Source organism: Pseudomonadota bacterium (assembly GCA_018817425.1).
Taxonomy (GTDB): domain Bacteria; phylum Desulfobacterota; class Desulfobacteria; order Desulfobacterales; family RPRI01; genus RPRI01.
The window spans coordinates 23,746-47,800 of record JAHITX010000066.1; the positions used below are offsets into that span (position 1 = coordinate 23,746).

General features: G+C 39.8%; 27 protein-coding genes and 2 pseudogenes. 22 read left to right on the plus strand and 7 right to left on the minus strand.

Translation table 11 applies throughout. The features are described from left to right. Positions 1–21 precede the first annotated feature (21 nt). The 6 genes from KKC46_11475 to KKC46_11500 form a co-directional block, all read right to left on the minus strand. Positions 22–342, minus strand: coding sequence for a transcription termination factor Rho (locus tag KKC46_11475; protein MBU1054434.1), 321 nt, complete (start codon positions 340–342; stop codon positions 22–24). A 168-nt stretch (positions 343–510) separates the two neighbouring features. Continuing rightward, positions 511–1,281, minus strand: coding sequence for a slipin family protein (locus tag KKC46_11480; GenBank protein MBU1054435.1), 771 nt, complete (start codon positions 1,279–1,281; stop codon positions 511–513). A 20-nt stretch (positions 1,282–1,301) separates the two neighbouring features. After that, entirely contained in the window at positions 1,302–2,591 is a 1,290-nt protein-coding gene (locus tag KKC46_11485) for a nodulation protein NfeD (protein ID MBU1054436.1), read from the minus strand. After that, positions 2,588–3,286, minus strand: coding sequence for a uracil-DNA glycosylase (locus tag KKC46_11490; GenBank protein MBU1054437.1), 699 nt, complete (start codon positions 3,284–3,286; stop codon positions 2,588–2,590). Before KKC46_11490 ends, KKC46_11485 begins: the two co-directional genes overlap by 4 nt. 60 nt (positions 3,287–3,346) lie before the next feature. After that, on the minus strand, positions 3,347–4,567 hold the full coding sequence (gene coaBC / locus KKC46_11495) for a bifunctional phosphopantothenoylcysteine decarboxylase/phosphopantothenate--cysteine ligase CoaBC (protein ID MBU1054438.1): 1,221 nt from the start codon (positions 4,565–4,567) through the stop codon (positions 3,347–3,349). 24 nt (positions 4,568–4,591) lie between these two features. Next, positions 4,592–5,077 (minus strand): hypothetical protein, encoded by a 486-nt coding sequence (locus tag KKC46_11500; GenBank protein ID MBU1054439.1) that lies wholly within the window; start codon positions 5,075–5,077, stop codon positions 4,592–4,594. Positions 5,078–5,272: 195 nt separating this feature from the next. Between KKC46_11500 and umuD the strand changes: the two genes are divergently transcribed. The 22 genes and pseudogenes from umuD (at position 5,273) to KKC46_11610 (ending at position 22,602) form a co-directional block, all read left to right on the plus strand. Continuing rightward, positions 5,273–5,704 carry a translesion error-prone DNA polymerase V autoproteolytic subunit gene (gene umuD / locus KKC46_11505; GenBank protein MBU1054440.1) on the plus strand — a complete coding sequence of 144 codons (432 nt, stop codon included), beginning with the start codon at positions 5,273–5,275 and terminating at the stop codon, positions 5,702–5,704. Between the two features lie 43 nt (positions 5,705–5,747). Next, complete coding sequence (locus KKC46_11510) at positions 5,748–7,028, plus strand: Y-family DNA polymerase (GenBank protein MBU1054441.1); 1,281 nt, start codon at positions 5,748–5,750, stop codon at positions 7,026–7,028. Then, complete coding sequence (locus KKC46_11515; protein ID MBU1054442.1) at positions 6,970–7,374, plus strand: SOS response-associated peptidase; 405 nt, start codon at positions 6,970–6,972, stop codon at positions 7,372–7,374. Before KKC46_11510 ends, KKC46_11515 begins: the two co-directional genes overlap by 59 nt. 626 nt (positions 7,375–8,000) lie before the next feature. Further along, positions 8,001–10,658 (plus strand): SMEK domain-containing protein, encoded by a 2,658-nt coding sequence (locus KKC46_11520; protein MBU1054443.1) that lies wholly within the window; start codon positions 8,001–8,003, stop codon positions 10,656–10,658. Next, positions 10,655–11,032, plus strand: coding sequence for a hypothetical protein (locus KKC46_11525; GenBank protein ID MBU1054444.1), 378 nt, complete (start codon positions 10,655–10,657; stop codon positions 11,030–11,032). Before KKC46_11520 ends, KKC46_11525 begins: the two co-directional genes overlap by 4 nt. Next, positions 11,016–11,417: a hypothetical protein gene (locus KKC46_11530; protein MBU1054445.1), complete on the plus strand. Its 402-nt coding sequence runs from the start codon at positions 11,016–11,018 to the stop codon at positions 11,415–11,417. Before KKC46_11525 ends, KKC46_11530 begins: the two co-directional genes overlap by 17 nt. Before the next feature lie 4 nt (positions 11,418–11,421). Beyond that, complete coding sequence (locus KKC46_11535) at positions 11,422–12,456, plus strand: radical SAM protein (GenBank protein MBU1054446.1); 1,035 nt, start codon at positions 11,422–11,424, stop codon at positions 12,454–12,456. A gap of 175 nt (positions 12,457–12,631) precedes the next feature. Further along, positions 12,632–12,818 (plus strand): annotated as a pseudogene (locus KKC46_11540) (hypothetical protein). Positions 12,819–12,934: 116 nt separating this feature from the next. Continuing rightward, complete coding sequence (locus KKC46_11545; GenBank protein MBU1054447.1) at positions 12,935–13,627, plus strand: SOS response-associated peptidase; 693 nt, start codon at positions 12,935–12,937, stop codon at positions 13,625–13,627. A gap of 420 nt (positions 13,628–14,047) precedes the next feature. After that, the gene (locus KKC46_11550; GenBank protein ID MBU1054448.1) at positions 14,048–14,266 is read left to right on the plus strand and encodes a ParD-like family protein; all 219 of its coding nucleotides are present in this window, start codon (positions 14,048–14,050) and stop codon (positions 14,264–14,266) included. A 6-nt stretch (positions 14,267–14,272) separates the two neighbouring features. Continuing rightward, on the plus strand, positions 14,273–14,554 hold the full coding sequence (locus tag KKC46_11555; GenBank protein ID MBU1054449.1) for a type II toxin-antitoxin system RelE/ParE family toxin: 282 nt from the start codon (positions 14,273–14,275) through the stop codon (positions 14,552–14,554). Positions 14,555–14,798: 244 nt separating this feature from the next. Beyond that, positions 14,799–15,006: pseudogene (locus KKC46_11560) on the plus strand (transposase). 314 nt (positions 15,007–15,320) lie between these two features. Then, entirely contained in the window at positions 15,321–15,566 is a 246-nt protein-coding gene (locus KKC46_11565; GenBank protein MBU1054450.1) for a hypothetical protein, read from the plus strand. A gap of 243 nt (positions 15,567–15,809) precedes the next feature. Beyond that, positions 15,810–16,757: a choice-of-anchor L domain-containing protein gene (locus KKC46_11570; GenBank protein ID MBU1054451.1), complete on the plus strand. Its 948-nt coding sequence runs from the start codon at positions 15,810–15,812 to the stop codon at positions 16,755–16,757. A gap of 166 nt (positions 16,758–16,923) precedes the next feature. Further along, on the plus strand, positions 16,924–17,895 hold the full coding sequence (locus KKC46_11575) for a transposase (GenBank protein ID MBU1054452.1): 972 nt from the start codon (positions 16,924–16,926) through the stop codon (positions 17,893–17,895). 180 nt (positions 17,896–18,075) lie between these two features. Continuing rightward, a complete protein-coding gene (locus tag KKC46_11580) occupies positions 18,076–18,390 on the plus strand; it encodes a type II toxin-antitoxin system RelE/ParE family toxin (GenBank protein MBU1054453.1) in 315 nt (104 codons plus the stop codon). Beyond that, positions 18,387–18,680 (plus strand): helix-turn-helix domain-containing protein, encoded by a 294-nt coding sequence (locus tag KKC46_11585; GenBank protein MBU1054454.1) that lies wholly within the window; start codon positions 18,387–18,389, stop codon positions 18,678–18,680. The genes KKC46_11580 and KKC46_11585 overlap by 4 nt, the downstream gene beginning before the upstream one ends. Before the next feature lie 811 nt (positions 18,681–19,491). After that, positions 19,492–19,965, plus strand: a complete 474-nt coding sequence (locus KKC46_11590; GenBank protein ID MBU1054455.1) for a hypothetical protein — start codon at positions 19,492–19,494, stop codon at positions 19,963–19,965. 120 nt (positions 19,966–20,085) lie between these two features. Next, positions 20,086–20,676: a hypothetical protein gene (locus tag KKC46_11595; GenBank protein ID MBU1054456.1), complete on the plus strand. Its 591-nt coding sequence runs from the start codon at positions 20,086–20,088 to the stop codon at positions 20,674–20,676. A gap of 86 nt (positions 20,677–20,762) precedes the next feature. Continuing rightward, positions 20,763–21,182, plus strand: coding sequence for a transposase (locus KKC46_11600; protein MBU1054457.1), 420 nt, complete (start codon positions 20,763–20,765; stop codon positions 21,180–21,182). Between the two features lie 3 nt (positions 21,183–21,185). Next, positions 21,186–22,115 carry a HEAT repeat domain-containing protein gene (locus KKC46_11605; protein MBU1054458.1) on the plus strand — a complete coding sequence of 310 codons (930 nt, stop codon included), beginning with the start codon at positions 21,186–21,188 and terminating at the stop codon, positions 22,113–22,115. 28 nt (positions 22,116–22,143) lie between these two features. Continuing rightward, positions 22,144–22,602, plus strand: coding sequence for a hypothetical protein (locus KKC46_11610; GenBank protein MBU1054459.1), 459 nt, complete (start codon positions 22,144–22,146; stop codon positions 22,600–22,602). An 11-nt stretch (positions 22,603–22,613) separates the two neighbouring features. Here the strand turns inward: KKC46_11610 and KKC46_11615 are convergent, their stop codons facing one another. Further along, positions 22,614–23,702 carry a hypothetical protein gene (locus KKC46_11615; GenBank protein ID MBU1054460.1) on the minus strand — a complete coding sequence of 363 codons (1,089 nt, stop codon included), beginning with the start codon at positions 23,700–23,702 and terminating at the stop codon, positions 22,614–22,616. Positions 23,703–24,055: the final 353 nt, after the last annotated feature.

The window sequence follows — 24,055 nt, forward strand, 5'->3', positions numbered from 1 at the left end:
CAAAAAGATAAATGATAATAATTAAACTCTTGTCTTTTTCTTTAGCTTTATTATCCTGCTTCGATATATCTTTGACATTTTAGAATTATCATCACCAATAGCAGCTTCATGCTTTGACTTTAATTCCTTAATTTTAACCTTTAATTCCCGAACGTTTGCATTGGTCTTTTTAGAGGGAGCATCCACTATGCCCCTGGCCTCTTTGATCGTACCTATAAGCTCATCTTTATTCATGCCATGAGCTCCGGTAACTCCGGGAGTATTTATTGCAAGTTCTCTCAAATCTTTAGCGGTCATTTTATCAAGAGGTTTTTCTTTTACTACTTTTTTCTTGCTGCCCATCTGAATTTCAATCTCCTTTCTCTGTCCTTGTAAAAAGCATAAGCGGAAGCAGCTACGCCTCCGCTATAAAATTAAAACTAATTAGTATGATAGCGGTAATATCTTATAAAATAAATCCTACCTTAAACTATTTATTTCTATAAAGTCAATAAAATAGATGCCTTTGTATTAATCTGTCTTTTTCTGTGATGTCATAGCAGATGCTAAATCTATAAATGGCTTAAACATATCTATCGGAACAGGAAAAATAGTTGTTGTATTCTGCTCGGAAGACATTTCCCTCATGGTCTGAAGATACCTAAGCTGTAAGGCCATAGGATAATCCCCTATTATCTGAGCAGCTTCGGCAAGTTTAGTCGCAGCCTGCTGCTCGCCTTCCGCATTAATTATTTTTGCCCGCCTCTCTCTTTCAGCTTCGGCCTGTTTGGCCATAGCTCTTTGCATCTCCTGCGGAAGATCAATATGTTTGAGTTCTACGGTTGCAACCTTTATTCCCCACGGATCTGTATGTGTATCAAGAATTTCCTGTATCTGGGAATTGATTTTATCTCTTTCCGATAGCAGTTCATCAAGTTCCGCCTGACCGCAAATGCTTCTTATAGTAGTTTGTGCAAGCTGAGTCATCGCATACTGAAAATTTTCAACTTCAATAATAGCCTTTACAGTATCTATTACCCTGAAATAAATAACCGCATTCACCTTAACGGAAACATTGTCTCTTGTTATTACATCCTGAGGATCAACATCTATAACAATAAGCCTGAGGCTGACTTTAACCATCTGGTCAACAAAAGGAATCAGGATAATTATTCCAGGACCCTTTGCCTTGATAACACGTCCAAGCCTGAATATAACTCCCCGTTCATATTCATTTAATATTCTAATGGATGTAGCAAGAAAGAATATTACAATAAACAATATGGCAATAATCGGATACATTTTATTCCCCTTTTTTAAATTTATTTATCAATCTGCTCGACTTCCAAAACCAGGTTATCTATTTCAACAATCTTAACTTTAGTTCCTTCAGATAAAGGAATCTTTGATCTTGCTTTCCACAACTCACCATGCACAAAAACTTTTCCTTCAGGTTTGGTATCTATTTTTATTATTCCTGTTTCTCCAATCAAACCTTCAGAACCCGATCTTGATTTTGAAACCTGAGCCTTGAAAACTAGTGCGGAAACCGTTACAAAAAAGAGCGAAACAAAAATAATTGTAGACAGAAGTACATCAAACGAAATTTTCATGCCGGGAACCGACCCTTCAAAAAGCATAAGAGAGCCTAATAAGAATGATACAACGCCTGCCACACTTAACATTCCGTAACTGGCAATCTTCATCTCCAAAATAAAAAATATAACAGCAAGCGCTATAAGAAGCATCCCTGTATAGTTTATTGGAAGTACCTGAAAAGAAAAAAATGCCAGTATAAGCGAGATCCCACCTACTACTCCCGGAAAAACCACACCTGGGTGAGCCATTTCAAAATAAAGACCTGCAAGTCCTATCATCATAAGAATATAAGAAATATTCGGATTCCCGATAGTTTTCAGAATCTTTGTTTTAAGAGTCTCTTTGTATTTGGTTATCTTATATTCATCAAGCTTTAATATACCTTTGCCCTTAATTTTTCGTCCATTTATTTTTTTTATCAAATCATCAAGATTTTTTGCTGTAAAATCAATTACATTTTCTTTAAGCGCTTCTGCTTCAGTAATAGATACACTTTTTCTAACTGCATTTTCCGCCCACTCAACATTCCTGAATCGTGTTGCTGCAATGCTTCTGGCGTATGCGGCCATGTCGTTTGTAATTTTATCAGACATTGTTCCGCCTATATCTTTTCCTCCTGCTCCCACAGGGTGCGCAGCTCCGATATTTGTACCGGGAGCCATTGCTGCTATATCCGCAGCCATAGTGATTATAACTCCGGCAGAAGCCGCCCTTGCTCCGTCAGGCGCAACATAAACCACAACCGGGATCTTTGATGCAAGGATATCAACAACCATTTCACGCATAGAGTCCGCAAGCCCTCCAGGAGTATTTAGTGTTATTATGATGCAGCCAAAACCGTTTTTCTCGGCATATTTGATTCCGCTTTTTAAATAATCGGCAATACCCGGATTTATATCTGCTGAAATATTGATAAGGCATATATCCTGCCCGCCGGCAAAAGCATAATCCGCGGGAATAAGTATAATCAAAGACAGGAAAAATAATATTATTCTGCATGCTACAGTTTTCATATATTTTCATTGCCTTTCATTAAGCCGATAAGCTTTTTCATATCTTCCCATACGTCGCGTTTTTTTTCAGGACTTCGTAAAAGATATGCAGGATGATATGTAGGCATGACTTGCATGCCCCGATAGTCAAATAAACGTCCTCTTAATTTTGAAATCGGCTCATTCGTTTCAAGCAGGGTCTGTGCCGCAAAAGTGCCTAACGCACAAATATAATCAGGACCGATTGCATCAAGCTGACGTTTTAAAAACGGGAAACATGCCTTTATTTCATCAGTCTCAGGATTCCGGTTTGAAGGCGGGCGGCACTTGATAATATTGCAGATATATACCTCATCTCTTTTAAGATTAATTGCTTCAATTATCTTGGTTAAAAGCTGCCCTGCCCTTCCTACAAAAGGCTCTCCCTTTTTATCTTCATCAGAACCAGGGCCTTCTCCGACAAAAACAAGCTTTGCATTGTGATTTCCCGTACCAAATACAATATTTGTCCGTCCGCTGCAAAGCTTGCATCTTTTGCATTCTTTTAGTTCGCTTTGTATTGTATCAAGAGATTCAGTGGATGCAGATGATATTTTATCAAGTTTATTTAACATATCTATGGTTTTTTCTGAGCAATCAAACCCGGCACAACCTGTTTTTGCCATGAAATTTAGCGTTGCACTGATTTCTTTTAAAACATCATAAACATCTTCCATATTTTTTGCTTTCTTATAAAGTCTTTCCTTGCCTTATAAATATGATTAACTGAGCCACTTTCATCTATTAAGATCTTTTATCCGGTCAAGAAGAGCATGTGCAACCATGTCTTTTTCCATGAGCGGCAAATGTTCTTTTTCTCCGTTTCTGAAAAAAAACACTACCTCATTTGTATCCATACCAAAAACCGGAGATCTTTCGTTATTGTTTTCATCGTTTCTTTCACCCACAAGATTCCCGACAATAATATCAAGGTTTTTTCTGGCAAGTTTATCCCTTGCATTTACTTCCAGGTTTTGTGTTTCCGCAGCAAATCCGACCAGGATACAATTTTTTTTATTTTTTCCAAGTTTAAGCAAAATATCTTCATTTTTGCTAAGAACAAGCGATATTTCATCATGACTTTTTTTAATCTTTTCGCAAGCGGCCTCTTTCGGCCTGTAATCCGCAACTGCTGCTGTTTTGATTATTATGTCATAATCTTTAGCCTTATCAAAAACCGCTTTCGCCATATCATTTGCAGAAACAACCTTAACTGTATCAACATTAAAAGGCGGGCTAAGGTTTACAGGACCAGAAACAAGAGTAACATCAGCGCCTCTGTGCTCTGCAGCTCTTGCTATAGCATAACCCATTTTGCCTGAAGACGGATTACTTATATATCTTACCGGATCTATATGTTCTCTTGTAGGACCGGCAGTCACCAGTATTTTTTTGCCTTTAAAATCTTTGGGGCAAAGGCTGTAAATAAGTCTGTCCAATATTTCTTCAGGCTCCGGGAGACGTCCCTGCCCGCTGGTACCGCAGGCAAGTTCGCCTGAAGCCGGTTCTACAATAAAAAATCCGTCTTTTTTTAAAATTTCAATATTTCTTTGAACGGAAATTTTTTCATACATATTTGTATTCATTGAAGGGCAAATCAACACAGGACAAGTAACTGCAAGCAGAAATGTACTTAAAGCATCATCTGCTATTCCGTTTGCAATTTTACCTATAATATTGGCAGTGGCAGGCGCAACAACAACAGCATCAAGATCTTTGGCCCATTCAATATGTCTTATTTCAGAATTTGAGCCCTTCTCAAAAGAATTCATATATACGGGTTTTCCCGAAAGAGCTTCAAATGTGAGAGGGCCTACAAAGTAACCGGCATTATGTGTCATGGCAACACGCACGTTTGCTTCCTGCTTTTGAATAAGCCTTAAAAGTTCAGCACTTTTATATGCAGCAATCCCACCGCTTATTCCGATAACAATATTCTTATTCTTCATTTGTGCCATAGTTTATATACCCGTAAAAAAAATTTATTTAATTAAGCCCGAATTGTTATCAGCAACCGAGGGTGCAACCCAAATTTCAACATCCGTAAACATAGTACCATCAACAACATTTATGACACACCATCTGTTTTGCTTCTGGAATAGCATTAGTGTGCGTGGGGATTTAAATAAACTGACAAGTTTCCAGTTATCTTTAGCCATATTATTTTCAAAAAAAGTGCAAAGAGAGTTAAGCTCAACTCTGCCGCTTAATGCAAGAACACCAGCTGGAAGACCTACTGTTTTATATATAAAAGATTTTTCAGTGTTTATTTTAAGCTCTTTTGGAATAAGAACATCACCAAAATCTAAGTAACTGGGCAAATCATCGTTTTTTTTCTGAACATAAGAGCTTGACCTGGCGCTGTTTTCATCCTTGCTTAAAGATGCGCATCCTGAAATTAAAATCATAAGAGCCGCACATATCATGGCAAATACCTTAATATTGCCAAACCGCCTGATTTGAAACATATTAATTCTCCTTATAGTTAAATTTGATCATACAAAAATAATTTTTGTCATAATAGCATAAACAAACTGCATATGGCAATAAACTTGAAACACGAGAATGCTGACATTTGACATATCATGACATAAGTTATACTTTTTAAGCTATAGCTGATTAGATCTTAAATTACCCGAATTTCATAATAGTAGAAAATTAAAATGGTTACAAAAGTAAAAGCCATATATTATCCGGATAGTACAACAAAATGCGAGAGGCCGCTGTTCATGGTGCCGGTTACAGCAGGTTTTCCGTCACCTGCTGAAGATTATATCGAGGGAAAACTTGATTTAAACAAGCATCTTATAAAACATCCTGCCGCAACATTCTTTGTAAGGGTTGCGGGCGATTCCATGATTGATGCCGGAATACACCCTGGGGATATTCTTATTGTGGATCGCTCTCTTGAACCGGCCAATAAGAAGGTGGTAATAGCGATTATTGATGGAGAACTTACAGTCAAAAGAATCAGAATAAACAAGGGTAGGATTTATCTGATACCGGAAAATAAAAAATACAAACCTATAGAGATAGAAAAAGAGATGGATTTTGATATATGGGGTGTTGTGACAAATGTTATACATCCTCTTTGATATCAGGTTTTTTATGATTGCCGGAAAAAAGTAACGGATATTTATGTCTTCAATTTTTGCATTGGCTGACTGCAACAACTTTTATGTTTCCTGCGAACGTGTTTTCAACCCTAAGCTTGAGGGAAAGCCTGTTGTTGTGCTTTCCAACAACGATGGTTGCATAGTGTCAAGGTCAAATGAAGCAAAAGCGCTCGGCATAAAAATGGCCGCCCCCATATTTGAGCTGTCCGGCATGATTAAAAGGCACGAAGTAAAGGTCTTTTCGTCCAATTATGCACTCTACGGCGACATGTCGCAGCGGGTTATGGAAACTCTTTCCGGGTTTGCAGAAGACATCGAAATCTATTCCATTGATGAAGCTTTTCTTGATTTATCCGGGTTCAGTTATGAAAACCTAACCGAGTACGGGCAGAAGATCTGTTCTGCTGTAAAGCAATGGACAGGAATTCCCATATCCATAGGTATAGCCAAAACAAAAACTCTTGCTAAACTTGCAAATAAAACTGCTAAAAAAACACCGGGAACAAAGGCAGTCATAGATCTTACTGTCTCCTCACGCGCAGAAAGTGCCCTTGCCGCAACAAAAGTATCGGACATCTGGGGTATAGGAAGCAGCTACTCTGAATTTCTTGAAAGAACAGGTATAAAAAACGCCCTTCAGCTACGAGATGCAAATAGTCTCCTCACAAATCGGATAAAGCGCAAATTGGGAGTCTGGGGCACAAGGATAATACAGGAGCTGCAAGGGATTCCCTGTTATTCGATTGAAACCTGCCCTCCGCCCAAGAAGGGAATTACCGCTTCAAGAACCTTCAAGCATCCGATTGAAAACCTTTCGGCACTTAAAGAAGCAATTGCAACTTATATCTCCATTGGTGCTGAAAAACTGCGCATGGAAAAGTCGGTTACCTCTTCGCTTTCAGTTTTTTTGATGACAAACAGGTTTAAGGTTAAAGACTTTTATTATGACCTTAAAACAATAGAGCTCCCTGTTGCAACCAATGATACAGGAGAGCTTATAGGATATGCAAGCAAGGCTCTCGAAGAGATATATAAAAAAGGCCGTATGTATAAAAAGGCGGGAATTATGTTCAAAGATTTGTTGCACGATACCCGTATTCAAATGGGGCTTTTTGATGTCAGAGACCGGAATCGCTCGGAAAAACTGATGAAAGCTCTTGATACCGTAAACCTTAAAATGGGCTCAGACACCCTGGTTTATGCGGCAACAGGTCTTGCAAAAGCCAAACCCTGGCATACTGTTTTTGAAAAACGTTCTCCTTTTTATACGACAAACTGGAATCAAATCCCGGAAGTTTGGTAATATAACTATTGCTTCAGGTGAACCATTCGCATTTGCCGGGTTATGGAATACATGGAACAAAAATAAAGACGATGCAGAACCTGCTTACAAATCATGTACTATTATAACAACAACAGCAAGCAAATCAATTAGTGAGCTTCATGATAGAATGCCTGTTATCCTTTCATCAAAATACCATGAACTGTGGTTAAATCCCGAAATACAATCTCCAAAAGATTTGGATGCGATATTACATGATGGTATGACAAGCGAAATAAAATACTACCCGGTTTCAAAACAAGTAAACTTTGCTAAGAACAACAACCCTTCTTGTGTGGAGCCGGTAACACCGGATAATTTCATATAGAATATGTCCTGAAACTCCACCCGGTGTGATTTGAAATTTTACTAGTTCTAAAATTTTTTTAAATTGTTCCAGTATTTGGGAAGGAATAGCAAGCATATAATCTCCTTTTTCCAGATAGTTTGATAAATAACATGTCATCTGAAAGGTTTAAAACCTTATTATTGCAAAACTCTTGTCAATAGATTATATGTAGTTCAAATTTAAATCAAAATAAACCTTGGTCATTTTGTAATTGAACTTAAACATTATAGATTTATTTCTAAAACTTTGTGTTGATCATACGAAATTACAAGATCACCGGGTCTGGTGAATAACTTGTTAGAGCCTGATAAATAAAGTCATGAGTTGCAATAAAATGTAAAATTTGAGACTTAATCTATCAGTCAATGTCAGACTAAGTCGAAACCTATCTGATAGCATTCGGCCACTTGCAGCAGTTCGCAGAAAGCACGAGTCCGCGATGTCACGAAGCCGGAAGTCGATGTTCTTGGATCTTCATTTTATTGCTTGAATAGCTGCGAAAATGTTTCCAGGCCACCAAGCGACTTAGTGTATTGTTGAAAACTGTGCAAGTGCTCATAGATGCTACTAATGAAAACTAAAAAACCGAGTGTATTGATCAAAATATGACACGGCAAGAACTCCTACAACGATCAAGTACTCTTTTGGGGCGTTTTGCGCACGAGGTGAAAGTCGCAAACGCCATGGGGTTATTCGACATAAACAAGGTCGCGGAGGACTTCTTTATCCCCATCTTCGCGATAGCTTTCAACTGCCCTGATCTGTGCAACCAAAACCGCATCCAAATGAACTTCCCAGCCATTGATCTAGGATGCAAAACTAGCAGGACCTCTATCCAAATCACTTCTGACTCATCAAGCAGCAAAGTAGTTGAAACGTTGGAGAAATTTGAGTCTCACGGTCTTGGCAATGATTTTGACAGCCTCTACGTATATGTAATAACTGAGAGACAGAAATCTTACACTTCCCAAAAGTTGACAGAAGCGGCGAACAGCCTGTCAATTGAGTTCGACCCCTCGAGCGACATTCTCGATTTTCAAGACTTGGCTAAAATGCTTGGTGAGCTCACTAATGAGCAACTCGAAAACATCAATGGCCATCTCGAAGTAGAGTTCAAAAAGACAGATGCAACTCTTCAATTTCGAAGCAATTTGGACGCGTTCCTTGCCGTTAGCCAACAAAAGATAGAGGATGAGAAGCGAACCAAGAAATATATTCCCTCGGTCTTTGTGGAGACTTCAGAAACGAAAGAGGAGATGCGGTATTTCGCAAATCCTATGTTCTTCTACAGAAAAATCGATGATGATCTACTGCGAATTGACCTATCCCATTTCAATGAGCTGCTATGCATGGCTAAAATCAAACCCGTTGCAGACAATCTGCGCGAAATCAACACGTTGGAGGCTCCAAATAGCCTTTCTAAACTTCGGGCACGTCTGGTTCAACAAAGCACTGCGCTTGAAGCTATTCAAGAGCATGTTTCTCCGTTCTCTTGGTATGGTGACAGTGCTAAGCGGTTTAAACCTACCGACTACTTAACCGGCTACTGGAAAGTGTTTCAATATAACATCGAATCAAACGGAAGCGGAGTGTTCAATTCGCTTGAGAGGGTCTCCAAGAAAATTGGAATTGCACAAGCCAAGATATTTTTAGTTACTGGCATGGCGGGGCAGGGAAAAACAAACTTCATCTGCGACTTGATCGAAAATCAATTTAGGACATTTGAGGTTCCCACAATCTTCATCCCTGCTCGGTCATTGAACGATTACTCAGGTCCCAATCGAATTCTGTCGTATATCAAAAACAATCGGTTTGCTCCAGATGTCCCAAACATCCACGATCTTTTCACATTGCTTAACAATGTTGCCGAAGAGTGCCAAAAGCCGTTTGTAATAGCCATCGACGGAATAAACGAAGTTGGCGACCTTAATGGGTTTGTCACCGAGCTCCGAGTTTTCCTTGAAGCCTTGTGCCAGTATGACTTCGTAAAGATCGTATTAACCTGTCGGACCGAATTTTTTGATCATAAATTCGCAGGGGTATTCGAACCTCAATTCTCCGATCATTTGTATCGTGTGAAAGACCTTCGCAGCGAGATGTCGGACGACAACAAATCACGGCTACTAAGCGCTTACCTTCGTCATTTTCAAATTAAAGTTAGTCTTTCCAGGCATGCAACGGAGTTCTTGAAAAACGATTTAATCTTACTGCGGATTTTTTGTGAGATCAATGAAGGCAAAAATATTGGATATGTGCCAGATATTTATAAGGGTGATATATTCGAGGAATATCTGACCATGAAGATCAACGAGTTTCCGACTTCTTCAAGACAGAACGCGTTACGCTCCCTATACAAAATTTGTTCTCGAATGCTGAACGAAGAAAATTTCTCGCAGATATCCGTTGAAGGTTTTGATGACTCCGAGCTAAAAATTATTGAACGTTTGATAGGAGAGGATATCATTCTTCGGAGGGAAGTCCCGTCTACCGGGCTTGCGTCGCTGGGCGCTGAAAATGTCTCATTCACATATGACGAACTGCGAGATTTCTTGCTTGCTTACTATACCGTCGTGGAGCTGTCAGGGTCGCATCTAATACAGGTGAAAGACATTTTTGAGAAAATACCCGAATGGCCCATCTATGAAGGGTTTTTTCGGTATACCTATGTTCTGGCACGCAAACAAAGCAACGACACAGTTTTAGCCGTTTGCGAGGCTTCTGATGACTTTCGAAAGCATTATCTGAACAATCTGTCTCTTTTGTCAGCAGACATTCAAACAACCGAAGACGTGGAACGACTTAAGACTATCTTGAAAGACAGAGAAGCGGAGCGTGATATCCCGCAAGTTGCTTGGTTCCTATTCAGGAAAAGAGAGGAATCGGATCATTTAAATATTCGAATTTTGCTCGATCATGTTAGCGGCTTAGATGATGAAGAATCTGAGCTGTTCTTTAGAGCGATGTTTTCCAGTTCTTCCAATTTTGGAGACAGTAATTGGAGGGATGGGGTTAGCGATCTACTCAATAGCTTTAAGGACCTAAGCGAAGATCAAAAGCTTGGATTGGGAGTTCCGGCGTTAGCACTTGTACTGTATTTTGCACCATATGCTCGTTGGGATGAAAAGGAGGCCACGCTAGACTTCTTCGAAAAGTTTCAGCTTACGCAGGAAGTTAGCGGCGCTATTGAAGCCTGCAAAAATGCGGTATCTGTGAAAGTGCAGAGCTGCTTGAAAGAAATAGCAGAAGAGCGGGAGGCACAATGAGAGATGAGGTCAAATTGGTTCTCCCAACTTCATGGGAACCCGATCGGAATGAGTTTCTCACAGCATTGGGGGTATCTCATGGAGGTCTTGGCGAGCAGTTTTTTGGAACCGTCTACGACGCACTGTTTATCGCATCCATTGAAGTCAAAGGTGAGTTCAAAAAGTATTATTCCGTCGAGTATGCTACCTTGGCGGAGTATTTGGAAATTCGGTATGGGAAATCTTTAAGCGAAGAGGATTTGGAAGCAGATCGAGTGTTCTTGGTAACTTGGTTGCCACAGGTCATCGACGACATATACGAGGATAACAAGCTAAACACCATACTGGAATGCATTAAAAAGATAGAAGAGGCGCAGAATGAAGATCAAATTTGACTTCGTTACGAACAGCTCATCTACGTCGTTTGTATACATCTCAGACGAAGAGTTGAGCGAAGAGCTTTTTCTCGAAGCTGCCGGAGTGGACGGAGATGGCCCTGTTGGAGATTTGTTTCGTCAGATGCACTCCGAGATCAGCACCGCGCTTCGGCACCACGGAAAACAAATCACGACAAAAGAGGCCGCGGACAGCCTTGCTGGATCACATGAGTTCACACCGGAGGTTGTCGAGAAGATAAAAGAGGCGATTGAACAGGGAAAAAACGTCGTCACATCAACGCTGAGCAGCGATGGCCCTCTTGCGGAATCGCTTCTGTGCATGGCTATGTTTGAGATCGAGTCAGACCGCTTCTACATCAACGCCTACAACAATTATTGGTAGTTTAGTGCTAAAAGCCATCCGCTACAAGAACTTGGGTTATACGTCGTTTTTCAATCCAGATACGGGTTTCTTTGCCCGGGTTCCGGATAAGGGGGTGAAAGACCCGTTCTGGTCACCACACGGGCCGGAGCTAATGGATATTTCAATCACGAATTGGTGCGATAAAGGATGCTCATTTTGCTACAAATCCTCGACTAGACGTGGTGAACACATGGCGCTGTATGACTACAAAGGTGTGATTGATCAGGCAGCAGATATGGGGACGTTTCAAGTAGCGTTGGGGGGAGGCAATCCTAACCAACATCCAGACTTCGTTGAAATCCTTGAGTACACAGCTTCCAAAGGAGTAGTTCCGAACTACACTACGAACGGTCGTGGCCTGAGTGATGAAATACTCGATACCACGCGCAAGCATTGCGGTGCTGTCGCTATCTCTGCATACCCACCGTACGATGAAACTTCTAATACAATCAAGAAACTTATCCACAACGGTATCAAGACCAACGTTCATTTCATATTGGACGCCGTCAGCATCGGCACTGCAATAGACTGGCTCAATGAGCCACCCAAATTCCTGAGGGGCATTAACGCCATTGTCTTTCTGAACTACAAACCTTCTGGTCGAAAAGTGTTTGAGAAGAAGCTATTGCGACATAGTACAAGTCTGGACGAGTTTTTTAGATTAGCTACCTCACCTCAGAGGAAATTGAAGGTTGGTTTTGACGCATGTTGCGTGAGCGGAGTGTTTGCACGCACGAATATCAACACTTCAATGGTTGACGCTTGCGACGCAGGTAGATTCTCGATGTACGTGTCGGAGGATCTGAAGGTATATCCCTGTTCTTTCCAGAGTGGTTTGGCGGAAGGCGATCTGTTGGACAACGAGACAACACTCCTGGACATTTGGATAAAGTCTCGAAACATGGAAGCGTTTCGAAGTTACTTCAGCTCGGATCGCTGTGGGGCGTGCAGCCACCGTTCGGCTTGCATGAATGGTTGTCCGTTATTTGATGAGCTTGTCGTTTGCGGAAACCGATGAAATTCTTTCCGACATTCAAACCGCGCTGGAGACTATGTCGAAATAAATCTGACAAATCCGCAAGAAGCTGTCGTGTTGAGAGTGCACATAATAGGTCTATTGTATAAGGGTAGTATTAGGGACATTCTAAACTATTAAATTTGATTAATGCTGGCTGATATGTTAATTGAGTTTTATGCCAAGAAAATCACGAATAGATGCTCCGGGAGCGATGCATCATATAATTGTCAGGGGAATTGACAGGCAGAAAATATTTAAAAATAATGAAGACCGGGATCATTTTCTAAGCCGTCTGGGTATTATCCTTAACAGAAACGAAAACAGATTGCTATGCATGGGCTCTTATCCCCAACCATTGTTAGCAAATCTGTAATACGTGGCGAGAAACTCGCAAAGGCAAATAAATATTTGCTTTTTGATAAATAAGTTTATAAGTGTAATATGTCCCCTATCTTCCCCCTATTTAAGATAAAACTATATGTGTGGAAGATTCGCCCAATTCAGTCCTTTAAAAATACTTAAGCAGAAATTTCAAATTGATTCTGTTACATGTGAATTTGCGCCCAATTACAATGTTGCCCCTTCTCAGGAAGTACTTGCAATAGTAAAACAGGAGAATGAAAATAATCTGGAAAAGCTACATTGGGGATTGGTACCAATTTGGGCAAAGGACATTTCAACCGGTTTTCACATGATAAATGCAAGAATTGAAACCATTTCAACCAAACCCGCTTTCAAAGATGCGCTAAAAAAACACAGGTGCCTGATTATTGCAGACGGTTTTTATGAATGGAAAGGAGAAAAAGGCCGGAAACAGCCATATTATATAACTATTGCTTCAGGTGAACCATTTGTATTTGCCGGGTTATGGAATACATGGAACAAAAATAAGGACGATGCAGGACCTGCTTACAAGTCATGTACTATTATAACGACAGCAGCAAGCAAATCAATTAGTGAGCTTCATGATAGAATGCCTGTTATCCTTTCATCAAAATACCATGAATTGTGGTTAAATCCCGAAATACAATCTCCAAAAGATTTGGATGCTATATTACATGATGGTATGACAAACGAAATGAAATACTACCCGGTTTCAAAACAAGTAAACTTTGCTAAGAACAACAACCCTTCTTGTGTGGAGCCGATAACACCGGATAATTTCATATAGAATATGTCCTGAAACTCCACCCGGTGTGACTGAAGATTTTACTAGTTCTAAAATTTCTTTAAATTGTTCCAGTATTTTGGAAGGGATAGCAAGCATATATTCTTCTCTTTCCGGATAGTTTGATACAATAACATGATATCTGGAAAGTTAAAAAATATATTATTGTAAAATTCTTGTCAGTAGATTATATGTAGTTCAAATTTAAATCAAAATAACCCTTGATCATTTTGCAATTGAACTTAAACATTATAGATTTATTTCTAACACTTTGTGTTGATCATACGAAATTACAAGATCACCGGGTCTGGTGAATAACTTGTTCGCCATCAATCGCGAATTGTGTCACAATACGCAATTATGTGTTGCATAATGCAATCAATTATGATACCTTTGCGTAAAAATCTTTTATGAGGGGGAAAAATGACAACCGCAGTGAGAATTACCGACGAATTGGCACGAGACGCAAAAATTTTTAGCAAAATCGATAAGCGTTCATTAACCGGTCAAATTGAACATTGGGCACGAATTGGGAAGTGTGCCGAGGAAAATCCAGATTTAACTTACAGTCTAATTAAAGATATTTTTATAGGTCTATCAGAGCTGGAACACGGTGAATCATCGGAGTACAAATTCGGATAATTGCCAATGAAAATCTTCCAATCACGCTCGTTTGAGCAGAAGGTCAAAAAATTTAATAAACCGGAAAAAAAAGCTCTCGACAAACAGATTCTAAAGATTGTCGACAACCCTTTGATTGGTGTGGAGAAAAAAGGCGATCTTCGCGGAGTATACGTCCATAAATTCAAAACAAAAACCATTCAACTTTTGCTTTCTTACCGTTTTTCCGGAGATGCTCTTGAATTAATAATGATTGGCTCGCATGAAAATTATTATAGAGATCTTAAAAACTACCTCAAAGCAAGATAATCAGGGCGAACAACCGCATTAACAACGGGCTGGCAAAAGCCGGGTCGCTTCGCTCTCCGGATTTCGCCAGCCGGTTATGCGTTCGGCAAAAATAATAATCTGCATAATTTTATCTGAAAAAAGGTGAAATGATGTCAGGGAAGAAAATATCACCCAAAAAGGTAGTATTGGGGACGGGGTAGTATTAGGGACATTGTAAACTATTAAACTTGATTAATGCTGGCTGATATATTAATTGAGTTTTATGCCAAGAAAATCACGAATAGATGCTCCTGGAGCGATGCATCATATAATTGTAAGGGGAATTGACAGGCAGAAAATATTTAAAAATGATGAAGACCGGGATCATTTTCTAAGCCGTCTGGGTATTATCCTTAACAGAAACGAAAACAGATTGCTATGCATGGGCTCTTATCCCCAACCATTTTCATTTACTGCTAAAACACCAATAATTCCAATAATTTTTCTTTGACACCAATAATTTTTCGCGTGTCGACGGTTCAATTCCGCCCCTCGGTGTCAATGGAATCAAGCCATTAAAGCAAATAAGCTTTAATGGCTTTTTCATTTTTAAATATTTGTACAAGGACTGTGCAAGGATTAAAAGCATCGCAATAAAGAGACCCTCCGGCATTAAAAAAGCAAATGATTTCTCGTCAGCTTTTTTTATCACTATCAATTTTATTTCTTGACAAGAATTCTTTTAATTAAATATAATATTTATCAAATAAAGAAAAGTTAATCATGAGTGAAAAAGCAAAAAAATATGAATGAGGCCGCTTTTTCGGTCAATATTTTAATCAAAAAAGAGGGCGATTTATTTGTTGCTCATTGTCATGAATTGGATATTGTTGTAACCGGGAAAACCATAGCTGAAGCGCAAAACGAAATAATTTCTTTAATCTCTGCACAGATAGAGTATGCTTTCAACAATAACAATCTTGAATACTTATATCATCCTGCTCCGCCTGAAGTATGGAATGAATTTTTTTCCTGCAAAAAAACAGATTGAAAGAAAATATAAAATTGAATCCGGACTGTTAAAAGCCGATAAAAAACGTAATATACTTCCGCCCTGGCTGATCGCAAAAACTTGTCAATCAGGATCTTCGTTTAATGCCTAAACCTTTTGAAAACGCAAAAGATGTAGACCGTTTTAGTACAGAAAGGAATGCCTGCCAATTGAGGCTTTAATTCTTTCTATATTTATATAAAAGTCTAAAAAAATAAGGAGATTTATCATGGAGAAGAGAAAATGAGAGACATATTATTATCACGATACGTGACGAATGTGGAAATAAACAAAACAAGCTCAGATAGGATTAAATGTGTTATTGGTATTGTTATCGCGGCCTGCCTTTTCCTGTTTACTTCTAATGCTTACGCAATATCTATTGCCCCCACATTAGATTCTGCGAAACTCAAAAATGCGTTAATTGGAAGTGGGCTAACCAGTATTGATTTAACTTCTGCACTGGTAACGGTAGCCGGTCACGAGTGTTCTGAATGTGGATGGGACCAATTTTCTAATCGGGTTGCGGCTACCTCTGCAGGCACCTTTTTAGATGATAGCAATACATTCGGGTTAAGCACAGGCATCATTATCAGTTCTGGTGGCGTTGAACCAAACGTTCGAGATGCGGGATACACGCCTTATGGATCGACCGGCGACGGCAACCCTGCTACATCAGCGCAGAATTCATTGCTCAGTCCGATAACAGGCAAGAGCGATCATTTCGATGTTACGCAAATTGATATTGCATTTGACATGCAGCCAGGTATCAACCAAATCGCGTTTGATATTATTTTCGCTACTAATGAGCGATGGGAAGGTGGTCTTCACGACTTTAATACTGATTTTGTTGATGGTTTTGGTCTTTACGTCAACGGAGTCAATGTAGCTTTTGTTGATCATCAGCTAGTAAATATCAATTTCCCTGACTTCATTTTTGGTGGGGAAACACAATTCGAAGGCCTTCTATTCAACGATTTGACAGGCGTAGTGCATCATGTTACCGCTCCGGTAAACGCGTTAGGGAATAATGTTACTTTGATCTTGGGTGATGCATCAGATGGAGAAGTACAAAGTGGAGTTTTTGTATCTATGGTTTCAGCTAAGGCAGTCCCCGTTCCCACGTCCTTGATCTTACTTGTCTCCGGTTTAGTCGGTCTTATAGGATTCAGAAGCAAATTCAAGAGATAATTGATCAAGCCTCGTGTGGGATAAGGCATTTATGGGGACATGGGGTAGCGGTAGGAATACAGGGTAGTATTAGGGACATTCTAAACTATTAAACTTGCTTAATTCTGGCTGATATGTTCGTTGAGTTTTATGCCAAGAAAATCACGCAATAGACGCTCCGGGAGCGATGCATCATATAATTATCAGGGGAATTGACAGGCAGAAAATATTTAAAAATGATGAAGACCGGGATCATTTTCTAAGCCGTCTGAGTATTATTCTGACAGAAACGAAAACAGATTGCTATGCATGGGCTCTTATCCCCAACCATTTTCATTTACTGTTAAGAACCGGTAACGTTTCCATCTCAACGACAATGAGACGGCTTTTGACCGGATACGCACTATGGTACAACCGCAGACACCGCAGATCTGGACATCTGTTTCAAAACCGCTACAAATCTATTTTATGCCAGGAAGACTCTTACTTATTGGAACTGGTGCGCTACATCCATCTAAACCCTCTTAGGGCCGGACTTGTTCCTGATTTAACAACATTGGACAATTATCCATACTGCGGCCATAGTGTATTGATGGCAAAAGCAAACTGTGATTGGCAAAATACGGATAAGGTTTTAGGGCTTTTTGGCGAAAAAGCCGGTAAGGCAAGGAGAACCTACCGACAATTTGTTAACAAAGGGATTGAACAAGGGAAACGAACAGATCTAACAGGCGGCGGGCTTATTCGTAGCATGGGTGGATGGGCTGCGGTAAAAGCGCTTCGAGCGGCAAAAACTTTTGAAAAGGGTGATGAGAGAATTTTGGGAGATGGCGAATTTGTTGAAAGTGTGCTTAAAGCTGCTAACGAGCAAATGGAAAATAAATATGCTCTTCTGAGTCGTGGCTTTAACTTAAACGGAGTAGCAACCAGAGTTGCCGAAGTTCTTGCAGTTGAACAGGAAAAAGTCTGGGCTGCCGGAAGACAGCGGGAAACTGTTCAGGCGCGCAGCCTATTGTGCTATTGGGCAGTCAGAAAGTTGGGAGTAACAATGACATCGCTTTCCCGTCGATTGAATATAACAGTAACAGCTGTTAGCAAATCTGTAATACGTGGCGAGAAACTCGCAAAGGCAAATAACTATTTGCTTTTCGATAATTAAGTTTATAAGTGCAATACGTTCCCTATCTTCCACCATGCCGGGCGTACACAAAGCAAATTAACCTGATGCCGAGTAAGTAAGATTCTAAATCCATTAACGGCGGCGCAGCAGGTTATTTCCGCATTGCCTAAAATTTAGAAATTGACCTTGACAAAATACGCCAATGGCGTATAATAGATTATGCTTTTTATAGAAACAACTATATTTACGAAGGAAATTCATCGACTAACGACCGATGATAATTATCGGATGCTCCAGACTGCTTTAATGCTACGGCCGGACGCCGGAAGTCTGATCAAAGGGAGTGGAGGCTTACGAAAAATCCGTTGGAATCTTCCGGGACTTGGAAAAAGAGGAGCATTGCGGGTAATTTACTACTTGAATCTTCCTGACACTATTTTTATGCTTTTTCCATACAGAAAGAACGAACAGGAAGATCTTACGACGGAACAGCTCAAGCTGCTCCGTAAATTTGTTAAGGAGTTTTTATCATGAAAAAAGATCATTTTGAAAAACTTGTCGCAAGCATCAAAGAAGCCGGAGAAATCAAAGCCGGACGAAGCACCGCAAGCCGAACATATGAAATAGGGCCACCTGAGATAAAGATAGTACGAGAAAAACTCAATGTCTCTCAAAGTGAATTCGCACTTATGATTGGAGTCAGTATTCGAACATTGCAGAATTGGGAGCAAGGAAGAAGAAAGCCTGAAGGGCCAGCGAAAGCATTGTTGCGAATCGCATCAAGAAATCCCAGTGCTGTCCTTGATGCTTTACATGCCGAATAGCTGGTCAAACATGTCATTTCAGCGGATCGGCAAAGCCGTCCGGTGAATTCTATGGTGTGACACGATGTCGCATAATTGGGGTAGTATTAGACATTCTATACTCCTTATGTCAAGCAAAAATGTGCGAAGTATAATTCAAATATAATCAGCAAAATATACTCTTAGCCAAATTGAGAGAACAGTTCTATTGCTGCACTTTTGGTAATGTGCACTTTGCTTCCGGCGGTTCTCTCATGCTGCGAATTCCTTATCTAATCGTTACGTTTATCCGGCATCCCAGCTATTAGCTGACCACCACATCATTCCTTATCCAGATTAAAAATTCAGAGAGAAGCCCTTAAATTGTCCCTCCCGGAGTTGTTTCGCTCCAACGTCCTTGAACGGGCTTTCTCGCCGAAAATGCTCAAAGCAGTATTTGCTTTGATGTAATTAAATTTTATGCTGTTTGATGCTACTCTAAATCCGTCGTTAAACGGCTTGCCTTGGTCCGACCCCTTCTCACCTCTCAATCTTCTCAATTCTCAAATCTCATAATTGAGTCAAATACTTAAAAAAGACGGGGTTTTTGCGAGTTCTTGTTGAAATGGCTGAGAGAAAATGTCATTATCCTGCGCAAAGTGAGAATTCTCATTAATAATATAATTCTGCGGAACGGCTGTCAAACTATACAATATGAAACAAAAGGAGCATTACTATGAGATTGTTAACTCTTTCAATTCTGACCATTTTGTTGTCGGGTTGCGCGACGAGTCCTAGCTTCGACCATGAGGGTCGATTAAATTTCAGAATACACACAAACAAGAAAATAATATTGGCTGTTCACGACCTGAGGCCCTACGTGCAGAATTCAAATAAATCCCCTGATTTTACTGGGCTAGAGAGAAATAAGTATGGAATCCCGTCCAGTGTTTATTCAAAGTCAGGAAACCCCTTGGCCGAAGATTTCGGATCAATGATTGTAAGAACCATGAAGTTTAGAAATGTCTCTGCCGAGCAGCAAAGAATACCATTCTCATGGTCATTTTCGACTGTCAAAAAAAACCTGCTGGGGCAACAAAAAGGGGCATATGTCTATTATGTCAAGATGCTGGAATGGAAAACAGATACATACGTTCGGACCGCTTTGAATTATAATTTGCAACTAGTCGTATTTGATGACCAATTCAACGAAGTAGGAAACAAACAGGAAAAAGGGTTATTCGATTTTGATGAAAAAGAGCCTGGGAAAGAGAACCTGACTAAAGCCACATCAGCAATTCTGGAGAGTCTGTTTAAAGAGCAATAAGGTTCAATCGGGAGCTAATAGCTCGGCACAATATTATAAGTAATAAGTACGAATACTCTGGCGTGGCAATATTTTATATCGCTATAGTTGGTTGTAATTCTAAAAAAGAGGAGACCACTAATGAGATATTGTGATTTAAATATCATGAGACAGGTTGCTATGAGCCTGTTAATCCTATTCGCAGTCTCCGGATGCGGCACAACTAATATTGTCAGAAATCTAAAAACACTTCCAGACACATTTACGGCAACAACAAAACATCCTCAAAGGCTTGCACTAGTAATAGATAAAGAATATTTCTCCTATGAGATTTTTACTGCGCACACTTGGGTTGGAAATGAAAAATATATAATTCATTCTCCAGCAGATATGTTCTTCGAGTTATTAACGTTCAATTTTGAATCTGTAGAACTTTTCAATGATATGACTGAAATCAATAAGGAAAAGTTTGACCTGATTGCCAGAATGTCTATTGAGCAGAAATTGGCCAACTGGCACAAAGGATCTCAGAGTGGCTGTCCCATACCAAGCCTTTTCTTTACATTTACCTTTGAGGATATGGCAGGTAAATCTCGTTTTTCTACCCAGATCAGTTATAGAAGTTGTTCAAAGTATTTTAGCCTCATAAACGACCAGAAAACGACACAAAGCTTTGTCAGGGTATTTACAAAACTGTCAGAAGAACTCAACTTGCAAACTTTTGATGATTAACAAAGAAAACGTGGGAAAGGGGTAGTATTGGGAACGTTTTAAACTATTAAACTTGATTAATACCGGCTAATTTCTAATTGAGTTTTATGCCAAGAAAATCACGAATAGAAGCTCCTGGAGCGATGCATCATATAATTGTCAGGGGAATTGACAGGCAGAAAATATTAAAAAATGATGAAGACCGGGATCATTTTCTAAGCCGTCTGGGTATTATCCTGACAGAAACGAAAACAGATTGCTATGCATGGGCTCTTATCCCCAACCATTTTCATTTACTGCTAAGAACCGGTAACGTTTCCATCTCAACAACAATGAGAAGGCTTTTGAAAAAGGGTGACGAGAGGATTTTGGGAGATGGCGAATTTGTTGAAAGTGTGCTTAAAGCTGCTAACGCGAGCAAATGGCAAATAAATATTTGCTTTTTGATAAATAAGTTTATAAATGTAATACGTAACCTATCTTCCACCTATCTTCCTCGACCGCTTAACCTTAGAAAAAGGAAATGATTAATGCATATTTTAAAGTTGTCTCTTTATATAACCTTAATTCTGTTGTACATCAGTAGTAATTTTGTTGTTGCTGGAAGTAACCAGCGGGAAAATCCCCCTGTAAAAGGAAAAGAAGCATTAAACGGAGAAATCGAGAAAAACAGTTTTCCAATTATAGAGATGCAACCTGATACTTCAATATGCTTAGAGGCGTGCATAAGGCGCAATCAAATGGCTTCTGTAGGGTTTGCTGTAATTCAGGAACAATGTCGATTAGAGTGCAATTTTGAGAGTACTCTTGCTCTATTGGAATCCTCTAACAAAGAAGATTATGCAAGAGGAGTAAAAGCCTTAACTGAGATGAACGATAATAGGGCGGTGATTCCTCTTATAATAGCTCTGAAGAAGGATTTAGAAGAAAGAACAGGCTTATGGGCATGGATAATTCCAGCACTTGGTTCTTTAGGAGATCCGGCAGCCACCTCAGTGCTAATACAAACATTAACCATAAACGATGATTATTGGCTTGGAAGAGAAATGTCAGCCAAAGCCTTGGGTACCATCGGTGACCCATCAGCTATTCAACCCTTGCTTAGTGCTGCCTCACGGGCAGATACTCGTGATGCAGCCATAAAAGCTTTAGTTAATTTCCAGGATAAACGTGCAGTAAATATATTTTTATCAGCCTTAGATCCAGAGGAAGAGGAGCAAACTCGCAAAGCAGCTATCAAAGGCCTTCACCTTCTGGGATCAATCGCAGTTCCCGAAATGATTAAGGCGTTTGCCTATTTCTCATCGGAACATCCAGAAACATCAAAACGGCTCGCTTTATGCCGCCTACTGGGTACTAGTGGGGATGAGCGAGCAATCAAGATGCTTCAGAAAAGCGTGACTGATCCTGATAAGATAATAAAACAATGTGTAGAAGAATTTCTCCAAGTACAGAAATAGAACCAAGGTGTCTAACAATAGGTGAAATATGAAAAAGAAAACTATAGCGGGCCTTTTGGTTGCTTTTGTAATTTTCGCCTGTTTTGTTTTGTGGCTATTAACCGGAGTAAATGAAAAAGGGCACCAGACCAATGGAGGCGATTATGCAGAAAACCTTCGCCGTTCTAATCTTGCGATTTCTTTAAAGGTTGATGCTGAGGAGTACTATAAACAACACAAGCAATACCCTCAAATCGCAGAACTCTACCCTTCTCCCGATATACTCTTAATTGATTATCTGAAATCAGGCGTGATTTCCTACGGTACAGATAAAACATCCTTTTGTGTACGCTATATTAATAGCGATCAACGTTTCCAAAGGCCTGGCCAAAAGTATGCTATGAGCTGGAATGGTAAGCAATATTGCAGCAAAAAGGAGCACCTATTGGGTGTTTCAGAAGATTGGCAGGCAGATAGTGATGGTTTTTATATACACGATCTCCACTAGACCGCCTTTCTTCAATAGCGACGGATCTCCCCGGTTTTACAGTTTCTAGGCTTATGATCACTTCCCCATTTTGTGCAGTAACTTAATGAACCATCTCTGTTATAATTATATTGAAGGGTTGGTTTCCCTGCAAAGAAATTAGTTTCTTTCGATGTCTGTCCATTGTCGTACCACTGTGCACTATCCCCATGTTGTATGCCGTCTGAATAAGTTGTGAATCTCATACGATAAACAGCGCCAGATTTCGATACCGAATAAATATCTTGTATCCCGTTACGCTTACCATTGGAATAATTTGTTCTCTGATTAGCATAAGAAAAATTATGCTCATTACTCCAAGCATAATTTGTTACGAGACCCTCGCGTTTTCCATTCACATACGCTTCTTCAAGCTGAAGATAACCATTCCCAAAATAAGCGCAATTTCTATATGTGTTGCCAGAAGTTTGACCATTTGGATATGCCCTAAACGAAGATCGGTTATCCGGTTTCATTTTAGGGCAACTGGAATAGTTGTCATTGCTCGCATTATTCCAATTGCCGTCATAAGACTCTCTTTGAGAATCTTTTATGTCGGTTCCTTTGGAAGATGCTACAAAGCTTTCATATGACATTGGATTTAAATGCTCCTCAGATGCCATTCCCCCTACAAGATCATTAAAGGAAGAGCCACTTGATGACGCGTCGCTAGTCTGATGGTTCGTATTGTTATTTAAGTTTATATGCGGGTTAGAAGAGTTTTCACGCTCTTTAATTAGAACTTCAAGCTCAGGAAGCACCCTTATACGAAGGTCTGCTTTGACTTTTTGGGAAACATTAATATTATGCGTCATTGCCGCAACTTTTTGTTCTAATGTTATGTTACCCATAAGCATTATTTTCTCTGTCATCATTTTTTCGAACCGCTCACGACTGACAAACTTCCCCGGCACATCATCAAACCCTATGAACCAAAAAATATCAGGATTATTGGCTATATCATTATACATTTTGTACTGCGCTTTGAGCTCTTCCACTGACAAATTACTCTGCCCAAAGGCGGGCATGCTCAGAAGCAAAACAAAACAAACTAAACTTATGAGGTGGCTTTTTACACGCATTAAGTATTTCCTTTTTATAAAAACTGAGATGATCATCAAGAGCGCAACTTAGTGCGACCAGAAGCTGCCCATTGAGAAGGATAAGTTAATGCTTTTTTGCCTTTTGTCAAGATGCAAGACGAGCCCAAAATCCGCTATTGATTTTTATAAAGGTATAATTCTGGCGTTATTTAAATAGTTAGTACTATTTATAAAAACCTGAATTTATGCCTTTTAGAGAAAGCGTAAGCTCTTCGATTCTGCCCGAACTGAGTGTGCCCTCCTTGGAATCCCAGCCCCGCTCCTCATAGTAAGCAGTTAAAAGATCATCGAGATTAGCACTATTTAGCGGCGGGAATAATGAGTTTCCAAAC

Coding starts and splice junctions, on each gene's coding strand:
- KKC46_11545 (MBU1054447.1), top strand. CDS start 12,935: ATGTGTGGAAGATTCGCCCAATTCAGTCCTTTAAAAATACTTAAGCAG.
- coaBC (MBU1054438.1), bottom strand. CDS start 4,567: ATGGCACAAATGAAGAATAAGAATATTGTTATCGGAATAAGCGGTGGG.
- KKC46_11475 (MBU1054434.1), bottom strand. CDS start 342: ATGGGCAGCAAGAAAAAAGTAGTAAAAGAAAAACCTCTTGATAAAATG.
- KKC46_11555 (MBU1054449.1), top strand. CDS start 14,273: ATGAAAATCTTCCAATCACGCTCGTTTGAGCAGAAGGTCAAAAAATTT.
- KKC46_11600 (MBU1054457.1), top strand. CDS start 20,763: ATGCCAAGAAAATCACGAATAGAAGCTCCTGGAGCGATGCATCATATA.
- KKC46_11530 (MBU1054445.1), top strand. CDS start 11,016: ATGAAGATCAAATTTGACTTCGTTACGAACAGCTCATCTACGTCGTTT.
- KKC46_11500 (MBU1054439.1), bottom strand. CDS start 5,077: ATGTTTCAAATCAGGCGGTTTGGCAATATTAAGGTATTTGCCATGATA.
- KKC46_11490 (MBU1054437.1), bottom strand. CDS start 3,286: ATGGAAGATGTTTATGATGTTTTAAAAGAAATCAGTGCAACGCTAAAT.
- KKC46_11605 (MBU1054458.1), top strand. CDS start 21,186: ATGCATATTTTAAAGTTGTCTCTTTATATAACCTTAATTCTGTTGTAC.
- KKC46_11595 (MBU1054456.1), top strand. CDS start 20,086: ATGAGATATTGTGATTTAAATATCATGAGACAGGTTGCTATGAGCCTG.
- KKC46_11575 (MBU1054452.1), top strand. CDS start 16,924: ATGCATCATATAATTATCAGGGGAATTGACAGGCAGAAAATATTTAAA.
- KKC46_11615 (MBU1054460.1), bottom strand. CDS start 23,702: ATGCGTGTAAAAAGCCACCTCATAAGTTTAGTTTGTTTTGTTTTGCTT.
- KKC46_11550 (MBU1054448.1), top strand. CDS start 14,048: ATGACAACCGCAGTGAGAATTACCGACGAATTGGCACGAGACGCAAAA.
- KKC46_11610 (MBU1054459.1), top strand. CDS start 22,144: ATGAAAAAGAAAACTATAGCGGGCCTTTTGGTTGCTTTTGTAATTTTC.
- KKC46_11570 (MBU1054451.1), top strand. CDS start 15,810: ATGAGAGACATATTATTATCACGATACGTGACGAATGTGGAAATAAAC.
- KKC46_11525 (MBU1054444.1), top strand. CDS start 10,655: ATGAGAGATGAGGTCAAATTGGTTCTCCCAACTTCATGGGAACCCGAT.
- KKC46_11565 (MBU1054450.1), top strand. CDS start 15,321: ATGAATGAGGCCGCTTTTTCGGTCAATATTTTAATCAAAAAAGAGGGC.
- umuD (MBU1054440.1), top strand. CDS start 5,273: ATGGTTACAAAAGTAAAAGCCATATATTATCCGGATAGTACAACAAAA.
- KKC46_11520 (MBU1054443.1), top strand. CDS start 8,001: ATGACACGGCAAGAACTCCTACAACGATCAAGTACTCTTTTGGGGCGT.
- KKC46_11580 (MBU1054453.1), top strand. CDS start 18,076: ATGCTTTTTATAGAAACAACTATATTTACGAAGGAAATTCATCGACTA.
- KKC46_11585 (MBU1054454.1), top strand. CDS start 18,387: ATGAAAAAAGATCATTTTGAAAAACTTGTCGCAAGCATCAAAGAAGCC.
- KKC46_11510 (MBU1054441.1), top strand. CDS start 5,748: ATGTCTTCAATTTTTGCATTGGCTGACTGCAACAACTTTTATGTTTCC.
- KKC46_11480 (MBU1054435.1), bottom strand. CDS start 1,281: ATGTATCCGATTATTGCCATATTGTTTATTGTAATATTCTTTCTTGCT.
- KKC46_11485 (MBU1054436.1), bottom strand. CDS start 2,591: ATGAAAACTGTAGCATGCAGAATAATATTATTTTTCCTGTCTTTGATT.